Annotated in this window: 16 protein-coding genes, 1 other RNA gene and 1 pseudogene; 12 read left to right on the plus strand and 6 right to left on the minus strand. The window is 38.3% G+C overall.

Annotation, left to right across the window (positions count from 1 at the left end; translation table 11 throughout):
* Positions 1 to 68 precede the first annotated feature (68 nt).
* The 3 genes from DBO93_RS04685 to pspF are packed head-to-tail and all read right to left on the minus strand — an operon-like array spanning position 69 to position 3729.
* On the minus strand, positions 69 to 998 hold the full coding sequence (locus DBO93_RS04685) for an ABC transporter permease subunit (RefSeq protein ID WP_239059113.1): 930 nt from the start codon (positions 996 to 998) through the stop codon (positions 69 to 71).
* A 1-nt stretch (position 999) separates the two neighbouring features.
* Complete coding sequence (locus tag DBO93_RS04690) at positions 1000 to 2619, minus strand: ABC transporter substrate-binding protein (RefSeq protein WP_108455289.1); 1620 nt, start codon at positions 2617 to 2619, stop codon at positions 1000 to 1002.
* Between the two features lie 9 nt (positions 2620 to 2628).
* Complete coding sequence (gene pspF, locus DBO93_RS04695; RefSeq protein ID WP_108455290.1) at positions 2629 to 3729, minus strand: phage shock protein operon transcriptional activator; 1101 nt, start codon at positions 3727 to 3729, stop codon at positions 2629 to 2631.
* Between the two features lie 191 nt (positions 3730 to 3920).
* Between pspF and pspA the strand changes: the two genes are divergently transcribed.
* From pspA to ffs, 12 genes and pseudogenes are all read left to right on the plus strand, one after another.
* Complete coding sequence (pspA, locus tag DBO93_RS04700) at positions 3921 to 4592, plus strand: phage shock protein PspA (RefSeq protein WP_108455291.1); 672 nt, start codon at positions 3921 to 3923, stop codon at positions 4590 to 4592.
* 53 nt (positions 4593 to 4645) lie between these two features.
* Positions 4646 to 4873, plus strand: coding sequence for an envelope stress response membrane protein PspB (gene pspB, locus DBO93_RS04705; protein WP_108455292.1), 228 nt, complete (start codon positions 4646 to 4648; stop codon positions 4871 to 4873).
* Positions 4870 to 5343: an envelope stress response membrane protein PspC gene (gene pspC, locus DBO93_RS04710; RefSeq protein WP_108455293.1), complete on the plus strand. Its 474-nt coding sequence runs from the start codon at positions 4870 to 4872 to the stop codon at positions 5341 to 5343. The genes pspB and pspC overlap by 4 nt, the downstream gene beginning before the upstream one ends.
* Before the next feature lie 274 nt (positions 5344 to 5617).
* Positions 5618 to 7047: pseudogene (locus DBO93_RS04715) on the plus strand (YcjX family protein).
* On the plus strand, positions 7044 to 8057 hold the full coding sequence (locus tag DBO93_RS04720; RefSeq protein WP_239059114.1) for a TIGR01620 family protein: 1014 nt from the start codon (positions 7044 to 7046) through the stop codon (positions 8055 to 8057). The pseudogene DBO93_RS04715 and the gene DBO93_RS04720 overlap by 4 nt, the downstream one beginning before the upstream one ends.
* A 209-nt stretch (positions 8058 to 8266) precedes the next feature.
* The gene (gene phhA, locus DBO93_RS04725; RefSeq protein WP_108455295.1) at positions 8267 to 9067 is read left to right on the plus strand and encodes a phenylalanine 4-monooxygenase; all 801 of its coding nucleotides are present in this window, start codon (positions 8267 to 8269) and stop codon (positions 9065 to 9067) included.
* Positions 9068 to 9076: 9 nt separating this feature from the next.
* Complete coding sequence (locus DBO93_RS04730) at positions 9077 to 9415, plus strand: 4a-hydroxytetrahydrobiopterin dehydratase (protein WP_108455296.1); 339 nt, start codon at positions 9077 to 9079, stop codon at positions 9413 to 9415.
* Positions 9416 to 9527: 112 nt separating this feature from the next.
* Positions 9528 to 11078, plus strand: a complete 1551-nt coding sequence (tyrR, locus tag DBO93_RS04735) for a transcriptional regulator TyrR (RefSeq protein ID WP_108455297.1) — start codon at positions 9528 to 9530, stop codon at positions 11076 to 11078.
* 65 nt (positions 11079 to 11143) lie between these two features.
* A complete protein-coding gene (gene maiA, locus DBO93_RS04740; RefSeq protein ID WP_108455298.1) occupies positions 11144 to 11785 on the plus strand; it encodes a maleylacetoacetate isomerase in 642 nt (213 codons plus the stop codon).
* Positions 11786 to 11861: 76 nt separating this feature from the next.
* Positions 11862 to 12722 carry a DUF3014 domain-containing protein gene (locus DBO93_RS04745; RefSeq protein WP_108455299.1) on the plus strand — a complete coding sequence of 287 codons (861 nt, stop codon included), beginning with the start codon at positions 11862 to 11864 and terminating at the stop codon, positions 12720 to 12722.
* 17 nt (positions 12723 to 12739) lie between these two features.
* Entirely contained in the window at positions 12740 to 13333 is a 594-nt protein-coding gene (locus tag DBO93_RS04750; RefSeq protein ID WP_239059115.1) for a 1-acyl-sn-glycerol-3-phosphate acyltransferase, read from the plus strand.
* A 90-nt stretch (positions 13334 to 13423) separates the two neighbouring features.
* An RNA gene (gene ffs, locus DBO93_RS04755) (signal recognition particle sRNA small type) lies at positions 13424 to 13520 on the plus strand.
* Positions 13521 to 13703: 183 nt separating this feature from the next.
* On the opposite strand, the gene DBO93_RS04760 is transcribed toward ffs, so the two are convergent.
* The 3 genes from DBO93_RS04760 to DBO93_RS04770 are packed head-to-tail and all read right to left on the minus strand — an operon-like array spanning position 13704 to position 17196.
* Positions 13704 to 14396, minus strand: coding sequence for a hypothetical protein (locus DBO93_RS04760; protein WP_108455300.1), 693 nt, complete (start codon positions 14394 to 14396; stop codon positions 13704 to 13706).
* The gene (locus DBO93_RS04765; protein ID WP_204100647.1) at positions 14393 to 16696 is read right to left on the minus strand and encodes a molybdopterin cofactor-binding domain-containing protein; all 2304 of its coding nucleotides are present in this window, start codon (positions 16694 to 16696) and stop codon (positions 14393 to 14395) included. Before DBO93_RS04765 ends, DBO93_RS04760 begins: the two co-directional genes overlap by 4 nt.
* The gene (locus tag DBO93_RS04770) at positions 16693 to 17196 is read right to left on the minus strand and encodes a (2Fe-2S)-binding protein (protein WP_108455301.1); all 504 of its coding nucleotides are present in this window, start codon (positions 17194 to 17196) and stop codon (positions 16693 to 16695) included. The genes DBO93_RS04765 and DBO93_RS04770 overlap by 4 nt, the downstream gene beginning before the upstream one ends.
* Positions 17197 to 17622 lie beyond the last annotated feature (426 nt).

Genomic DNA, 17622 nt, shown 5'->3' on the forward strand with positions numbered 1-17622 from the left:
AGGGTTAAGCGCAGCGTAAACAAAATCTATAATAATGTGAACGATAAAAATAAAGGTAGAAAGCACAATTAACCCCCTTGAATTGCCGTGTAATCGCGTTGATAAATACTTTCGATTAACCAACGCCCAATGCCCGGCCAACTAAAAATTACCTCGGTAACCATTGCAATAGTTATAAGGTTGGCAAACTGCAAGCCCACGTCTCTAATAACTTTAATAAAGGCATTACGCATAGCATGACGATATATAATCTGAGCAAAGGTTAAGCCTTTTGCGTTAGCCGCTTTAATGTAATGCGTGTCTAAAACTTCTAGCATTGCCGTGCGAGCCAGACGCATAAAAATAGTGGCTGGGGCTAATGCCACCACAATAACGGGTAATATAAGGTGTCGAGTTGCATCTTGAAATGCTTGCCATTTATAAGGACTGTCGCTGAGCAAAATATCAATAAGCTGTAAGCCGGTAACAGGTTCAATTTCAAATAATAGGCTGATTTGACCTGCTGATGGAAACCAACCCAACTGAATTGAGAATACAAGTATCGCAAGTATGCCTAACCAGAAAACCGGAATTGAATAGCCAAGCATCGCAACGGTAAGTATTAAGTTGTCAGGTAATTTACGATGATATATAGCAGCAAAAAAACCAATGGGAATCCCAAAAAACATTGCAACGAGCAATGCTACAGAGGTCAATTCAATTGTTGCGGGTAACCGATTAAGTATTTCGGTTGAAATAGGTAAATGGCTTGTCATGGAGTAGCCCATTTCACCATTAAACAAATGACTAAGATAACTGAAATACTGACTTATTAGCCCTGATTGTTGTTTATATTCATCAGCTAAAATTGCCAATTGCTCTGGTGAAGCATTTAACTGTCCGGTTAAATTGATAAGTTGCTCACCTGGGAATAAAAAACTCAAGCTGAAAGACAATATTGTTAATAACAAAATTGTAAAAATAAATAAGTTAAGGCGGCGAAGGGTAAATATAAGCATATTAGTTTTTTGTTACCCCATTAAAATCAATGCCACCAATGGCGCGTAACAATTTTCCGTGTATATTATTTGCTCGTGCTTGAAAGCGCTTTGAATGCGCAATAGGAATTAATGGTACTTCTTCATTAATTAACGCTAAGGCTTTTGAATAGAATACTTTACGCTTATTAATATTGTTTGTTTGTAAAGCTCGTTGAATAAGTTTGTCGAATTTTTCATTACACCAGAAAGTTCTATTACTCCCCGTTAATGCCGAAGAGCAACTGAGTAAGGGCGAAAAAAAGTTATCGGGATCTGGATGATCAGCCGACCAACCTAAAAGTACGCTTTGATGTTCGCCATCTGAAATTTTACGTAAAAAAGTTGACCATTCGTAGCCTGACACTATATCAACTTTGATACCTATTCTGAGTAAGTCATCCTGAATAAGCTTCGCCATAGTCACAGCATCTGGGTTGTAGGAACGTTGCACAGGCATAGCCCATAAATCCATCGCAAATCCTTCGCTATAGCCCGCCTGTGTGAGTAATTCTTGTGCTTTTTGAATTGAATACTCTTGGCTCGGTATGCTGGCATCGTAAGCCCAAGAAGAGTTTGGAATAATACCATTAGCTATTTCGGCTTGCCCAGTATAAACAGCATCTAGAATAGCTTGTTTATTTATTGCATAAGACAATGCTTTACGCACTAATGGATTATTGAACGGGGGTTTGCTGGTATTGAAGCCTAAATAACCCACATTAAAAGCGGTTACTGATTCTAGTATTAAGTTAGGATGTTGTTTAATTTTTTCGTGTGCAATCGGGTAAGCAATAACATCACACTCGCCCGCCAATAACTTGGTTAGTCGACCGGTATCTCGTGGTGTTATATCGAAAACAAGTTGTTTAAGTTCAGACTTTCCTCGCCAATAATTTTCATGAGGTTCATAGCGAATAAATGAGCCAGAGCTGTACCATTTAAACTTAAATGGTCCTGTGCCAATCGGTAACATATCTATTTCTTGCATGGTATTGAGTTGCAATAGTTGTTCAGCATATTCTTTTGATAAAATAACGGCTGAATCTCCACCAATGTTAGCGAGAAATGAACTATCTGAATGCGATAGTTGAAAACGAACCGTATGGTCATTAATCTTTTCTATATTATCAATAAGGTTAGCTAATTGTGCATTCTCAAAAAATGGATATTTGCCACCAGAAATTTCATGGTATTCATGGTTTACATCCAACATACGATTGAAGCTAAAAATGACATCGTCGGCATTCAGAGGCCGTGTTGGCGTAAAGTATCTAGTTTGATGGAATTGAACATCTTTGCGAAGGTAAAAGGTTACCATTTTTCCATCGCGTGTTACATGCCATGACTTAGCAATAGCGGGAATAATTGCATTGTCTGAGGGATCAAACTCCATCAGACGATTATATAATTGATTGGAGGTTGCATCTATTGTCGTACCAGAAGAAACGGTTTGAGGATTGAAGCTCTCCGGCGGCCCCTCACTACAGTAGATAATACTCTTCTTACTGAGAGAAAGTGTTTCATTTGAATCACATCCAGATAGCACAAGTATCATAAACAGCGCTAAAAGGTTGTAAGATGTTGTTGTAGAGTAAGCCATAGCGAATCTTTATTCTTCGTCTGAACTACTTGAGTCGAGTAGATTATATTTTTTTAAGTAGCCTCTTAATTGATGATAGGTTAATTCTAAGGCATCAGCAGTTTTCTTTTGATTATATTGGCAATTAGCCAATGCAGATTTAATTAAATCAACTTCATAATTTTGTGATAAATCTTTTAGTGATAGAGGAAATTGCAAAGAGGCAGTAATTGGCAGCGTTTTTACCTCAGACTTAACTTGAGGTTCAACCTCCGTTGCTGTTTCCGTTGTATCTAGTTTAGGTGTAGCTTTTATTCTATCATGGGTTTTAATGCGTTTAGACGGTCTATAAGGCGATTCAAAGGGGTCTATGACTAACTCATGTACGGGTAAATGAGGATTGTTGCAACGATATACGCTACGTTCAACAACATTTTTTAATTCGCGAATATTACCAGGCCAATGATATTCAAGTAAGGCACGCTTTGCTTTTTCAGTAAAACCGCTAAAAAGTTCAAACTCAAGTTCACGCGCCATATTAATAGCGAAATGCTCAGCTAGTACCATAATATCATCTAAACGTTCACGTAAAGGCGGCAGGGTAATAACATCAAAGGCTAGCCTGTCTAGCAGATCTGCACGAAACTCACCAGCAGCGGCCATTGAAGGTAAATCTTCATTGGTTGCAGCTACTAAGCGCGCATTAGTTTTAATCGTTCTAGAGCCACCGACACGTTCAAATTCACCGTACTCTACAACACGGAGTAATTTTTCTTGAATTAATCCTGTAGTGTTCGCTATTTCATCTAAAAATAAAGTGCCATTATCCGCTCGTTCAAAACGACCTTCATGACGTTTACTCGCGCCAGTAAAGGCGCCGCTGTCGTAACCGAATAATTCCGTTTCTAATAAATTTTCATTTAGAGCAGCACAGTTGAGTTTCAGATAATTTTGATCCCAACGTTTTGATAAGTAGTGTAAACGGGCAGCAACAAGTTCTTTACCTGTGCCACGTTCGCCAATAATCAGCACGGGTTTACTTAAAGGGGCTATTTGTGAAATCTGCTCAAGCACTTCCAAAAAGTTGTTAGATTGACCAATGAGATTATCTTGTTGTTTGAAACGTGTCATTTACTGACCTAATAATTGGTTTTTTTCACTAACAAATAGTGTATTTTATTAACAGCTTAGATAGAAGTCTTTTTTTAATTAATAATAAAGTATTACTAATCAGTAGTTTACTTTAATTTTAAAACTTGGCGCAGAACGTGAATAGTAAAAGCTAAGACAATTAAAGTAAATTTTTGAATGAGGAAGTAATTATGGGTGTTTTTTCAAGGTTCACAGATATCATTAACTCTAATATTAACAACTTATTAGACAAAGCAGAAGATCCTGCAAAAATGGTGCGCTTAATCATACAAGAAATGGAAGATACGTTAGTTGAAGTGCGTTCTTCATCAGCAAAAACATTAGCAGATAAGAAAGACTTAGCACGTCAAATTAACCGTTTTGAATCTGATGCAGCGCAATGGCAAGAGAAAGCCGAGTTAGCCTTAAGTAAAGATCGTGAAGACTTAGCGCGAGCAGCGTTAATGGAAAAGAAAAAAAGTGTTGAAAATGCAGGCGCATTGGCCGACGAGTTATCTCATGTAGATGGACATATTGCTAAACTACAAAGTGAAATTTCGCAGCTACAAGACAAACTAGCAGATGCTAAGTCTCGTCAAAAAGCGATTATTATGCGTGAAAAAACTGCTAGCTCACGTTTAAAAGTGAAAAAGAACATCGACAGTGAACGTGTTAATGACGCGTTGAGTCGCTTCGACCATTACGAACGTAAAATTGATGACATAGAAGCACAGGTTGAGTCTTACGATATGGGCAGCAAATCATTAGCAGATGAAATTGCAGATTTAGCATCAGATGATAAAGTTGATGATGAATTAGCGCAATTGAAAGCTAAAATGAAATCAGAAGCTAAAACTAAATAAGTAGACGATACCTGCGCATGTCTTGTATTAGACAAAATTAAAGGAGAATTATTGTGGATGAGATTATCATCGCCCCAGTCATTATATTTATGGTCGTCGTAGCGCCTATTTGGTTAATACTACACTATCGAAGTAAACGCCAAATAAACCAGGGCTTCAGTGAAGAAGAGTATATTCAATTAACTGAGCTATCGGCACTTGCTGACAAAATGGCAGACAGAATTAAAACTCTTGAAGCTATTTTAGATGTTGAAACACCGGAGTGGAGAAATAAATTATGACCAGCAAATCCCGAGGTGAGTTATATAGAAATACGAGCCAAGGAAAGTTAGCTGGTGTCTGTGCAGGCATTGCCGATTACTTTGGTTGGGAATCATGGTTGGTACGCATACTGATCGTTTCAGGTGTATTGTTAGGTATGCAGTGGTTTGTGGTTATTTATATCGCTGCTTGGTTTATTTTAGATAAAAAGCCAGCTAATGTGGGTAATGCCCACAAAGGCAATTTTGCTCAAGGCAGCCAATACCAAACTAAAAAATCAGCAAGCTCGCAGCAATATGATGCTGATGATGATATTACCAATGAATCGATTAAAGTTAAGTCTCGTATTTGGCAAGCAGGGGAGCCGCCAAAACAAGCATTTCATGATATTAGACGCAAATTCCAAACCTTAGAGTTAGAATTGCAAGTCATAGAACGTTATGTAACTTCACCTGAATTTACCGTTTCTCGAGAAATTAATAAGTTATAAATTAAAGCGGCCTGGCCGCTTTTTTATTGTCAAAATATAAGTGATTAAATTAAACAAGTACTGTAAGAAAAGCGTAAAATCGCTATTATCAGGTTAAATAGCGTCTATTAAGATAATCTTCAAACAAACGTTTAAAGACGTTAACGAGATAAAAATTTTAGAAAAATACGTTAAAGTAATTGTGTAATTGAAAATATCACTTGTCATTTTAAAGTTCATCAGTAATTCTTATTCTCTTCAACATATTGAAAAACATAAAAGATAGTAATTAAGTATGGCACTTATTAATAAAGCGAAGTTAGAAAAGTTAAAACAAAAAGCTAGCGACATTGTTAATCGGTCTATCGATCAACATGTCACGCTTGCCGTAACAGGGCTTAGTCGCAGTGGTAAAACCGCTTTCATTACTTCATTAGTCAATCAGTTACTTAATGAAGGAAGTAATTCACAGCTAAGCTTTTTTAATGTTGTTCATCAAGGCCGATACATTGCTGCTAAGCGTGTACCACAAAAACATCTCCATATACCTAGGTTTGAATATGACGGTGCACTATCTGCATTATGTCAATCGCCACCCAAATGGCCGAAGCCAACGAATGGTATTAGTGAATTACGGTTGGCTGTTCGTTATCAACCGAAAGATTCAATTCTTAAATATGCTACAGAGTCAGCGACACTTTATATTGATATCACTGATTATCCGGGTGAATGGCTTCTCGACTTACCGATGTTATCGCTAACCTTCGAAGAATGGTCAAAACAAACGACTATGTTGCTTACACAGGCACCAAGAAGCGAGCACGCTCAAGATTTTTTGGATAAATTAGCCGAATTTGATCCTTTCGCCAGTGTTGATGAAGCGGTTTTAGCGCAACTATCAAAAGAGTACACCGATTTACTGTTACTTTTTCGTCATCAACTTGGTTTATCTGTTATTCAACCCGGACGGTTTATACTTCCGGGGAGCTAGAAGATGCTCCGATTTTACAGTTTTTTCCTTACAGTGGCTTTGATGATATCGATAGTAATGAGTATCAAAATGCCAAGGATGATTGTTATATAGGTATGTTACGTGCAAGATTTATTGAATATAAAGAACGTGTAGTACGTAAGTTTTATAAAGAACATTTTGTTAATTTTGACCGACAAATTGTGCTTGCTGATTGCTTAACGCCACTAAACAAAGGTCCTGAAAGTTTTGCCGATTTGCAAAATGCTATAGCGATGATCATGGAAAGCTTTCAGTATGGTCAATCAAGTATATTCTCGCGCTTGTTTTCTCCTAAAATTGACCGTTTACTTTTTGCTGCGACAAAAGCGGATCATGTCACACCTGAACAACATGAAAACTTAGTGTCTCTATTGAATAAACTTGTTTTTCAAACTAAGCAAACACTGAGTTTTGATGCGATTAAAATGAAAACATTGGCCATTGCATCCGTTAAAGCAACCAAAGTGGGCAAAAGCCAATATCAAGGACAAACAATTCCTGTAATTAAAGGACGACAACTAAGTAATGACCAAACGATCACGCTATTTCCAGGTGCGGTACCAGCGAGTATTCCAACGTTGGAATACTGGCAGAAGCAACCTTTCAATTACATTGCTTTTTCGCCGATTGAGTCTGTTAGTAGTGACGAGTGTTTACCGCATCTTCGCATGGATCAAATGTTGCAATTTTTGCTTGGGGATAAATTAAAATGATAGAAAATAAAGAAAAATACCAACAGCAAATTCTATTTGATAGTGTTGATGTTGATGACGGGCCAATTAAAGACAATACACCACAAATTATTGTTAACGAACAAGACTGGGTTTGCGACGAACAAATAGAGAAAGTAGAAGACAATATCACTATCGAAACAGAAAAACCTAGCTGGCTATGGCGAACGATAGGACTTGTGTTTATTACATTGGTCGGGGTTGAAGCTGTACAGTTTTTTGTTAATGGTTTCAGTCAATCACCAATTATTGCCAGTTTATATGCCATATTATTATCAGGTTTATTACTTGTTTGTGGCCGAACTGTTTGGCGAGAATTTGCGGGCCTTAGACAGTTTAAATACCAAGAGAACCTTCAACAGCAGGCTCAAAGTATTTTCAAAAAAGACTCGAATGTCGATGCCAAAAGCTTATGTGACAAAATTTCAAAGCGCTTACCTAGTGATTTATCTGAGTTTGATCATAGCTCGTGGCAAAAATTAAATCTTGAAGAGTATAGTGACGTAGAAATAATTCAGCTGTACGAGCGAAATGTATTATCTCAGGTAGATCAAAAAGCGTTAAAAGAAATTGCAAAATTTTCCTCTGAATCAGTAGTCTTGGTCGCACTAAGTCCCATTGCTATCATTGATATGCTGTTGATGTTGTGGCGAAATTTACGGTTGGTAAATAGAATTTCTGCGTTATATGGCTTGAAGTTGGGTTATTGGAGCCGCGTAAAACTCATTAAACAAGTTATTATCAATATGGCTTATGCTGGAGCAAGTGAGTTAGTTGCAGATTTAGGTGCCGATTTGTTAGGCGTAGAGCTATTAGGGAAATTATCAGCACGAATGGCACAAGGCTTAGGCGCAGGTATGTTAACGGCGCGATTAGGGCTTAAAGCAATGCATTTGTGTCGACCTATTCCCTTTTCTGATGATGCGCCAAAATTAGCGCATATACGTCAACAAGTTGTTAGCCAAGTGCAATCACTTGTCAATAAAAAATAATTTAACTATTGAAATTTAAAGCTATTTTTATATTTGTACATTTGTATGTAACACAAATGTTACACATTTATTGTTCTGGTTAAAAAGTAGCCGCTTGCCAGGTAGTGCTTTTTCTACTGATGTTGCCTTACTATTGTGACAACTAAATTGTTTACATATCAAAACAAAATTAATTATAAATTTGATATGAATAAAGTAAGGTTAAAAAAATGGGGAAGGCAACTAAATACGTTTCAAAAGTTGCAGATGAACATGGCAATATTGCATGGACAACAGCAGAAAATGAAATTTGGCATGCATTAATTACTCGTCAGCTTTCAACAGTAAAAGACACAGCTTGTGATGAGTTTAATGAAGGATTAACTAAGCTTAACCTACCACTTGATCGTATCCCACAATTAGGGGAAGTGAGTGAGGTTTTAAAAGCGACAACAGGATGGTGCTGTGAACCTGTGCCAGCCTTAATCGGTTTTGGTGAGTTTTTTAGATTATTATCAGAAAGAAAATTCCCTGTAGCTACATTTATTCGCTCACAAGAAGAGTTCGACTATTTACAAGAGCCCGATATATTTCATGAAATATATGGTCATTGTCCGTTGTTAACTAATGAGTCGTTTGCAAATTACACCCAAGCTTATGGCATGATGGGTTTAAATGCCTCGAAAGAAGACAGGGTGTTTTTAGCTCGACTTTATTGGTTTACTGTAGAGTTTGGCTTACTTAACACACCGAAAGGTTTACGCGTATACGGTGGAGGAATTTTGTCTTCACCTAGTGAAACTGAATATGCCTTGAACGATAAGTCAGTGGAAAGAAAACCACTAGATGTTCTAGATGTACTTCGCACTCAATATCGCATTGATATTATGCAACCGGTTTATTTTATGCTGACAAAAGTTAGCGATTTAGATGATATACGTAAATTAGAAGTAGAAGATATTATGGAATTAGTAGAGCAAGCTAAAAAAATTGGTCTACATCCAGCTAAATTTGAATTAAAAGCAAGTTAAGGAATATTTATGAGTGGCGAATTATCAAATCAACAATGTGAAGCATGCCAAGTGGATGCTCCAAAAGTTAGCGACGATGAGTTAGCAAGTTTATTGTCTCAAATACCTGACTGGGTACCTGAAGTAAACAATGGCGTAATGATGTTAGAGCGAGTTTATAAATTCAAAAACTATAAGTTAGCTTGGGCTTTTTCAAATAAAGTTTCTGAATTAGCAGAAAAAGAATTTCATCATCCGGCCATTTTATTAGAGTGGGGCAAAGTAAAAGTTACTTGGTGGACTCATGCTATTAAAGGGCTGCATAAGAATGACTTTATCTGTGCAGCTAAAACTGACCAACTACTGTAATGTTTGCTTACAACAATAATACCAAGCCTCCTATCAATGGGGGCTTTTTTTTGTTGTAAAAATTAGTTTACAATAGCGCTATTATATTTTGATGTTTGCTTGAGGTTAATAAATGCGTTTAGAAATTGGTTGCCATGACCGAGTAGGTATTGCGCAAAGTGTGTTGGCGATATTTGTTGAACGTGGGATTGACCTACGTGGTATCGAGCTTAAACAGCCGGGAAAAATTTTTATTAACATCCCTGATTTGGAGTTTTCAGAGTTACAAAGTTTTATGCCGCAATTACGTTTAATTGACGGAATTGTAGATGTTAAAACAACACCTTATATGCCGTCAGAGCGTGAACGAAATGAATTTGAAACCTTAGTTAAAACTTTCCCTGATCCTTTTATATCTGTTGATAACAAAGGGCAAATACGCGTGGTAAATAATATCGCGGCGCAAATAATGTGCGAATCGCTCGAACACATTATTGGAGAGCATGTTGGCCAGTGGCTAAAAGGGTTTAATTTCTCTCGCTGGCTTGATAGTGAAGAAGTGCTAGCTCAAACTCGCAGGGTTAAATTTCAAGACGACGATTTTGTTGCAGATATTATTCCTATTCACATTGCAGATGGCGATGAAAAGCAATTACTTGCTGGTGCAGTGATTATATTAAAATCTGAAGCTAGATTAGGTCAGCAAATTAGTGTTTTTAAAAAGGCTAATGAGAATGACTTTAACGGCATTCAGTCTAATAGTAGCTCTATGCGTAAATTGATTCGTGAAGCCAAGCGCATGGCCTTACTTGACTCTTCAATGTTGATTGTTGGGGAAACCGGGACTGGCAAAGAGTTATTAGCACGCGCTTGTCATGCTGCAAGTGACCGAACCGATAAACCTTTTATGACCTTGAGTTGTGCCGCATTACCTGACGACGCGGCAGAAACTGAATTATTTGGCTCAGGTGCTGCAGGGCAAGTAAATAGTAAACGTGGTATTTTTGAGTCAGCCGATGGTGGCACCATATTTTTTGATGAAGTAGGTGAAATGTCCGCCAAACTGCAAACAAAAGTGTTAAGGGTTATCCAAGATGGCACTTTTAGACGCATTGATGACGAAAAAGAAATTAAAGTTAATGTACGTATTATAGGTTCGACAAATCGCGATTTACTTAACATGGTGTCTCTTGGTGAATTCAGAGAAGATTTATATTATCGCTTAAATGTTTTAGGCCTTAATATTCCATCTTTACGAGAGCGACGTTCTGATATCGTGCCTTTAGCGGAACTTTTTGTAACTAAATTTGGTCAACGTATTGGTAAGACTCATATTTCATTCGATCCTGAGTGTTTGGAGTTTATTGAACACTACCCTTGGCCAGGTAATGTTAGGCAGCTTGAAAATGTGTTAATTCGGGCGGTATCTTTAATTGAAGGTAATATAATTATGACCTCACATTTACAGCTACCAGCATATACACGCGAACATGGTTATCTAGAGCAAGATTTTGAAGGCACATTAGATGCCGCTGTGAAAAATTTTGAAGCTGATTTACTGAGAAAGCTTTACCCGGCTTATCCTAGTACAAGACAATTAGCGAAAAAATTAGGACTGAGTCATACCGCGATTGCTAATAAGTTACGTGATTATGATATCAACAAAAAAACGGTAAAAATTTAACGTGATTCTGCCAATATTGTCTAGATTTATTATTGGCATTTCTCAAGGCTAATTGAGTATTATAAATGAAATTATATGGTTATTGGCGCTCTTCTGCCGCATATAGAGTTCGAATTGCAATGCATCTTAAAGGACTGGCGTTTGAATCAATTCCAGTACATTTAGTCAAAGATGGTGGAGAACAGCACAAGGCTGCCTATACTGATTTAAACCCAACGCATTTAGTACCAACGCTTGTTGATGAAGATGTTACGCTTCATCAGTCAATGGCAATTATTGAGTATTTAGATGATAAATTTCCATCGGTAAGTGTTTACCCAAAAGATATTGTAGCTAAAGCTAAGGTAAAGGCACTTTCACTTGATATAGCTTGTGAAATGCACCCAGTTAACAACCTAAGGGTGCAACAATATTTAGTAAAAAGTTTTTCGTTACAAGAAAGTGATAAGCTGACTTGGAGCCATCATTGGATGAATGTTGGTTTTGTTGCAGTTGAAAAGCAATTGGAACTGAATGCCGGGCGTTATTGCTTTGGTGATTTTATAACGATGGCTGATATTTGTTTAGTACCACAAGTATATAATGCTAATCGATTTAATCTTGATATGAGTGATTTTCCGAATATCTGCCGTGTTGTAGATAATTGTAATAAACATCCCGCATTTATTGCTTCACTTCCTGAAAATCAGGAAGATGCACAGAAATAAATAGGGTTATAATCAAGGGTATAACTTGGTAAATTCATTATTTATCATTCACTTTTTTCAATAAACAAGGGTTAATATGTCAATTCAACATACAGAACAAAAACAAACGCCTTGGGCTGTTATTGCGATAATTATAGCCGCGATTATCGCCTTTGTTATTTATTATTATGTTATTGCTGGCGACGATAGCAGTGCTATTGAAGTCGCTTCTCCAGTTGCTATTACTGCAGTTCAAGAGCCTGTTGAAATTATTGAAGCTGAGCCAGAGTTGCTTGAGCAAGACATTCTAACCGAGACAATTGAAGAAGATATCGCTGATATCGAACCTGAAATTAACTTACCTAAATTAGACGAAAGTGATAGCTGGTTTAGTACCAAATTACCTACCTTAACTTGGCGAAAAGAGTTACTTAAATTAGTGGTTACGGATGATATGATCCGTCGTTTCGTGGTATTTACTGATAACTTCAGTCAAGGTACTTTAGCTTATGAACACACACCACTAGTCATGCCAAACACTAAGTTTACGGCACTTGAACAAGAAACTGATCAAGGCACAAAATTGCAATGGGATGAAAGTAGTGCTCGTCGCTTTAGTCTATATGTTGATCTTTTACGTTCAATGGATAGCGAAATGCTTGTGCAATGGTACATTGAGCTAAAACCACTTATTGACCAAGCATATGGAGAGTTAGGCTACCCTGATCAAGATTTTACTGACAAGCTGCATAACGCGATAACTAAAGTTTTAGACATGGAAATTCCTAAAACTCAACCAGAATTAGAACGACCAAGTGTTATGTATAAATACAAAGATGAGTCTTTAGAGTCATTAGATGATGCTGAAAAGCTATTACTAAGACTCGGCAAAGAAAATTTACTTGTTATTAAGTCAGTGATGCTAGAAATTAATGAAAAACTAGCTAGAGCACGTTAATCCTTGGTACGCAGTAAATGAAAAAAATGATAATACCGACTGTACCCGAATGTATAGCAACCCGTAATTATGGTCTATTAAGCCGTTTTTCACGACAAGTAATGATGCGGTGTGGTTGGACAATTATTGGCGAATTACCTCAGCAACCTAAATTTATTCTTGCCGTTGCACCGCATACCTCAAATTGGGATTTTTTTGTCGGTATTGGGGTCATGTTTACATTAAACCTTAAAGTACGCTTTTTGGCGAAAGGAAGTCTATTTCGTTGGCCAATTAAATCCTTGTTAAACGGGATAGGGGGTATTGGTGTCGATCGTAATCATAGTCATGGGGTTGTGGGGCAAATTGTTGATGAGTTTAACTCCAACGAGAAATTCATTTTAGGTATTGCGCCAGAAGGGACTAGAAGCAAAACAGTAGAGTGGCGAACTGGTTTTTTACATATTGCTAAACAAGCTAATGTTCCTGTGGTACCCGTAAGTTTTGATTTCTTTAAAAAAGAAGTGAAATTTCACCACGCCGTTATTATTACCGGTGATATAAATCAAGAATTAGTAGAATTTAAGCAGGTATTTGCTAATGTTTGTGCAAAAAAACCACAAGCAGTTTAATTTTATTAACTAGGGCTTGCAACCAAGCTATTGTTTAGCGATAATTCGCGCCGCGTTGAAGAGTTTGTTTTGACGCTACTATGGTGACCCTTTTGGTCCCTCCGCAATGATACTCTGTGAACTCGGCCAGGTCCGGAAGGAAGCAACCGCAGCAGACGACTCATGTGCCGGAGTGTGGCTATTAGGGTTGCCACCCAATCTTCTTTTAAATCAGTTATCTACAAAAAATTCTAATGCTTCACTATTGCTAGCGTTTATTTACAGTATGTTGCTTCATACTCCCGACTAAAACTCTTTATCTTCAGTACCCTCAATGCCGTAATGACCTTCATTACTAGCAGAATAAATATGTTGGCGTTAGTTTAATGGCTTATTTTGGGCAAGGCGCTCCAGCATCTATCCATACTCCTACTGCTCTGACGAAGTCTTGGTGTTGTCCCGGAGCTTTTTCTCTTCCTGGGCCAGGTGACCAACTCCATGCTACAAGTGGATCAAGTTTTGCGTGGTGTTCATGAAACTCTTTTTTGAACGTTACAAGGTCATCTTTACCACCACGTTGAGCTAAATGGCTGCTGTTGTGTTCAGGATCAAGCCACTTGTTACATAATTGCTCAACAGTGATCCCTTCAGGAATAATCATGTTTTGCTGTGGCATATGCCATACAAACCCTGGCATCGCTGGTGCTATATTACCTGGGGGCATACCTTTTTTATCACCATTACTATGTTGATGACAAGAAGCACAGCTTAATACAACACCGGGTACCTGTTTGAATGTCTCGCCATCTTTAAATAGCACAACATTATTAGCAACAGTAATGTTCATCGGGTGAGGGCGACGGTTGTCGCCAACCGTTGGATAAAAACTACCTTCTTTATCAACAACACCATGACAATTTTTGCAGCGCGGGTGGGTTGCAACTTGGTGCATATATTCAATGGCAGTTGCTGCCGTAGGTTTGTCGATAAACGCTTGATAAGGGTCATTTGCTAAGGCTGATACTGAGATGCCCGTTATGCTTAACACTAAGGCGCTAACACTGGCTTTAATTAACCTGCTCATGCTGTGTCCCCTTGTTTTTGTTCAATCATGGCTTTTACAACCGGTGGAGTCATTGGCAATGACTTGAGTCTGAGCCCTATGGCGTTAAAAATTGCGTTACCAATTGCAGGAGCAACTACTGTAGTGCCTGGTTCCCCAAGACCGACGGGAAATTCATCACTTTCCACAAACGAAATATCCATATCGGGTACGTCTTTCATACGCAATGGAAAGTAGTTATGTAAATTGCTACTTGTTACTTGTCCGTTTTTAAATTCGGTACCTTCATGCAGAGCTAGACTGACACCCCATAGCAAAGAGCCTTCTAATTGCGCCAGCGCACCGTCCGGATGCACAACAACACCACAATCAACAACACAGGTCAGTTTTATTACTGTCACCTTGCCTGATTCAGGGTGTACTTCAATATGTGCAGCTAATGCAACCCAAGTGGGCATAGACCGCTCTTGACCAAAGCTTAATGCGATACCTATACCTTGGTTTTTAGGCAGAGTTTGTTGGGTATCTACTTTTTTAGTTAATTCGTTCAAAACATTTTTTAAACGGTTAGCGCCACCGACTGAATGAGGTGCACTACCAGATTGTCGTCCCTGAGCATCAAGTAAAGCGAGTCTAAACTCTGCAGGATCTTGTCCGCTTTTATGGGCGAGTTCATCCATGAATGATTCAACGCTCCATTGGATCCAACCTGGTCCTACTGATCTTAACCAGCCGGGAACAAATGTTTTTTGTGCTAGATCATTGTTATAAACTAGCACTTTGTGGTTCGGCAATGAGTACCAGTGATCTGAACCGCTTGCAGAAAGCATATCAATTTTTTTCTTACCATCTTTACTTGGCGCTAAAAATCCTGCTGCCATCGCTTTAGTTGGCCAACCTGAGGTAAATCTGTGCTCAATGCCAATAACCTCATTGTCGTCATTAAGTGTGGCACTTAAATTACTGACACTAGGCGAGCGAGGTTGATCGAAATGAGCGTCATCTTCACGGGTAAATACCATTTTTACCGGTTTACCTATGGCTTTTGCCGCCAATACTGCTGGGATCATGTAGTCGCCAAATAATCGTCTACCGAATCCACCGCCTAAGTAATATTGATGAATAATAACTTGTGAGTCATCTACTTCAAGAGCTTTCGCGACTGCTGGGAGCGTAAGTGATTGCCATTGATTACCACTATGGACGTGCCATACACCCTCTTTAAATTCAACAACTGCGTTGACTGGCTCAAGCTGAAAATGCATTGCGCTAGAAGTTGTATAAGTCGAGTCGAATTGACTAGCTGCACTTTCTTGCGCGGTAGCGGTATTGCCGACATCAACTAGCAATGCGCCTGCCTCTTGATCTGCAATTAAAGCTTTACCGCGATTTTGTATATCAGCTTCAGAAATACTCAAAGCATCGTTGTGAAGGTAGCTGACCTTTATTTTATCAACTGCTTGAACAGCAGCGGGGTAATTATCAGCAAAAACGACAACCCAGCCCTCAAGCCAACCGCTTGGGTCTGATAATTCCTTGTAACCTTGATAACCAGTAATTTTTTTAGCGTTACTGTCATCAACGGATTCAACTTTATTTCCGTATCGCGATGGCGGCACTACAGGACGTGCGAAAATCATACCCGGCACTTCAACATCAATACCGTAAACCGCAGTACCATTAACTTTAGGTGGTATATCTAAGGCTTGACTTTGTTTACCTATAATCGTGTGATGTTTGCGTGACTTGATAGCATAGTTTTTAAGCTCGTCAGCAGAAACTGTTTTATTAAATTGTTGTGTTTTAATCAACTCAGCGAAGCTGATGCGTTGCTGACCACAAACGACAAAGCCATTTTCTGCGTGGCAATCTGCTATTGATTTATTTAACGCTTTTGCGCCAGCTTCAATGAGAATGGCTCTGCCAGCAGCACCTGCGCGTGATAATGGCTCATAACTTTGAAATACTGACCAAGAGCCACCTGTAACCATGTAACCCCATTTTGGATTGGTGTTTACATGCTCAATAATAACGTCATTCCAGTCTGCCCCTAGTTCCTCAGCAACAATTTTAGCTAATGCAGTACCTACATGCTGACCCATTTCGGCGCGTGCGATATTAACCTTAATAACGCCGTTTTGATCTATTTCATACCAAACTGTTGGAGAAAAATTCTTGTCAGTTAGCATTTTGTTAACTGATGATTGCTGAGCAAGTAGTGATGGTGCAAAAGCTACCATGAAAGCGGCACCTACTGAACCAATCAGTAGGTTGCGTCGAGAAAGGTCGATGTTGTCTTTACCTTTATCTGAGATGCTCATGATTGAATCTCCTGCTCATCTGGATAATAAATATTAACACCACTTATATCGGTGTCTGTTACTTTCGCTGCGCGCTTTATCGCTTTTTTAATCCGATGATAAGCCATACAACGACATAAATTGCCATTCATGTGCGTAACAATTTCTTCATCTGTTGGTGAGGGGTAGTATTTTAGTAAGGTAGCCGCTTGCATAATTTGTCCAGACTGACAATAGCCGCATTGTGGCACTTGTTCTTCTACCCAAGCTTTTTGTAATGGATGAGAATCGTTCAGTCCTTCAATGGTGGTGATAACTTTGCCCTGAGCTTGCTTAAGCGGAAAGTTACAAGAACGTACCGCTTGTTCGTCAATATGTATTGTACATGCGCCACACATAGCTATGCCACAGCCAAATTTGGTGCCTTTTAATCCTAATTCATCGCGAATAACCCAAAGTAGTGGTGTATCTTGTGGGGAGTTAGATTCAACATTTTTGCCATTTAAGGTAAACGTCACCATAGTGAGTCCTTTATATATTTCTTTATTAATTTATACCTTTAATACTAGCTCATATACTTGCAATATTGTCATTTAATTTGCGTTATGAGTAATGTCAGCTAAGCCCAGTGCGTATTGAGAAGTTTGCTCTGGCCGTAGCTGTTAAATTTTATGTGCGGGGAAACCCAAGTGCATTAGATAATCGATTATTAATAACACATTTAGCATGCTTATATTTTGGTATGAAAAAGTCATTTATATTTTATCTGTATATGCGGTTTAGTGATGTAGTGAAGATAATAATTGATTGTATATCAAAAGCTTGAGAAGGGAGGAAGGCAAAGTATCAATTAAATCAATACCTTGCCTTTAAATATATCTACTGTGCGGCTCAGTTATAAATACATCCAGTTTAGAAGTAAAGAAAGTGTTATCCACATCAGTATA

The sequence above is a fragment of the Colwellia sp. Arc7-D genome, from assembly GCF_003061515.1.
GTDB lineage: Bacteria > Pseudomonadota > Gammaproteobacteria > Enterobacterales > Alteromonadaceae > Cognaticolwellia.

What these genes read in the sequence shown, in the direction of transcription:
- DBO93_RS04685 (WP_239059113.1), bottom strand. Translation starts at nt 998, where the DNA reads ATGCTTATATTTACCCTTCGCCGCCTTAACTTATTTATTTTTACAATT.
- DBO93_RS04690 (WP_108455289.1), bottom strand. Translation starts at nt 2,619, where the DNA reads ATGGCTTACTCTACAACAACATCTTACAACCTTTTAGCGCTGTTTATG.
- pspF (WP_108455290.1), bottom strand. Translation starts at nt 3,729, where the DNA reads ATGACACGTTTCAAACAACAAGATAATCTCATTGGTCAATCTAACAAC.
- pspA (WP_108455291.1), top strand. Translation starts at nt 3,921, where the DNA reads ATGGGTGTTTTTTCAAGGTTCACAGATATCATTAACTCTAATATTAAC.
- pspC (WP_108455293.1), top strand. Translation starts at nt 4,870, where the DNA reads ATGACCAGCAAATCCCGAGGTGAGTTATATAGAAATACGAGCCAAGGA.
- DBO93_RS04720 (WP_239059114.1), top strand. Translation starts at nt 7,044, where the DNA reads ATGATAGAAAATAAAGAAAAATACCAACAGCAAATTCTATTTGATAGT.
- phhA (WP_108455295.1), top strand. Translation starts at nt 8,267, where the DNA reads ATGGGGAAGGCAACTAAATACGTTTCAAAAGTTGCAGATGAACATGGC.
- DBO93_RS04730 (WP_108455296.1), top strand. Translation starts at nt 9,077, where the DNA reads ATGAGTGGCGAATTATCAAATCAACAATGTGAAGCATGCCAAGTGGAT.
- tyrR (WP_108455297.1), top strand. Translation starts at nt 9,528, where the DNA reads ATGCGTTTAGAAATTGGTTGCCATGACCGAGTAGGTATTGCGCAAAGT.
- maiA (WP_108455298.1), top strand. Translation starts at nt 11,144, where the DNA reads ATGAAATTATATGGTTATTGGCGCTCTTCTGCCGCATATAGAGTTCGA.
- DBO93_RS04745 (WP_108455299.1), top strand. Translation starts at nt 11,862, where the DNA reads ATGTCAATTCAACATACAGAACAAAAACAAACGCCTTGGGCTGTTATT.
- DBO93_RS04750 (WP_239059115.1), top strand. Translation starts at nt 12,740, where the DNA reads ATGAAAAAAATGATAATACCGACTGTACCCGAATGTATAGCAACCCGT.
- DBO93_RS04760 (WP_108455300.1), bottom strand. Translation starts at nt 14,396, where the DNA reads ATGAGCAGGTTAATTAAAGCCAGTGTTAGCGCCTTAGTGTTAAGCATA.
- DBO93_RS04765 (WP_204100647.1), bottom strand. Translation starts at nt 16,696, where the DNA reads ATGAGCATCTCAGATAAAGGTAAAGACAACATCGACCTTTCTCGACGC.
- DBO93_RS04770 (WP_108455301.1), bottom strand. Translation starts at nt 17,196, where the DNA reads ATGGTGACGTTTACCTTAAATGGCAAAAATGTTGAATCTAACTCCCCA.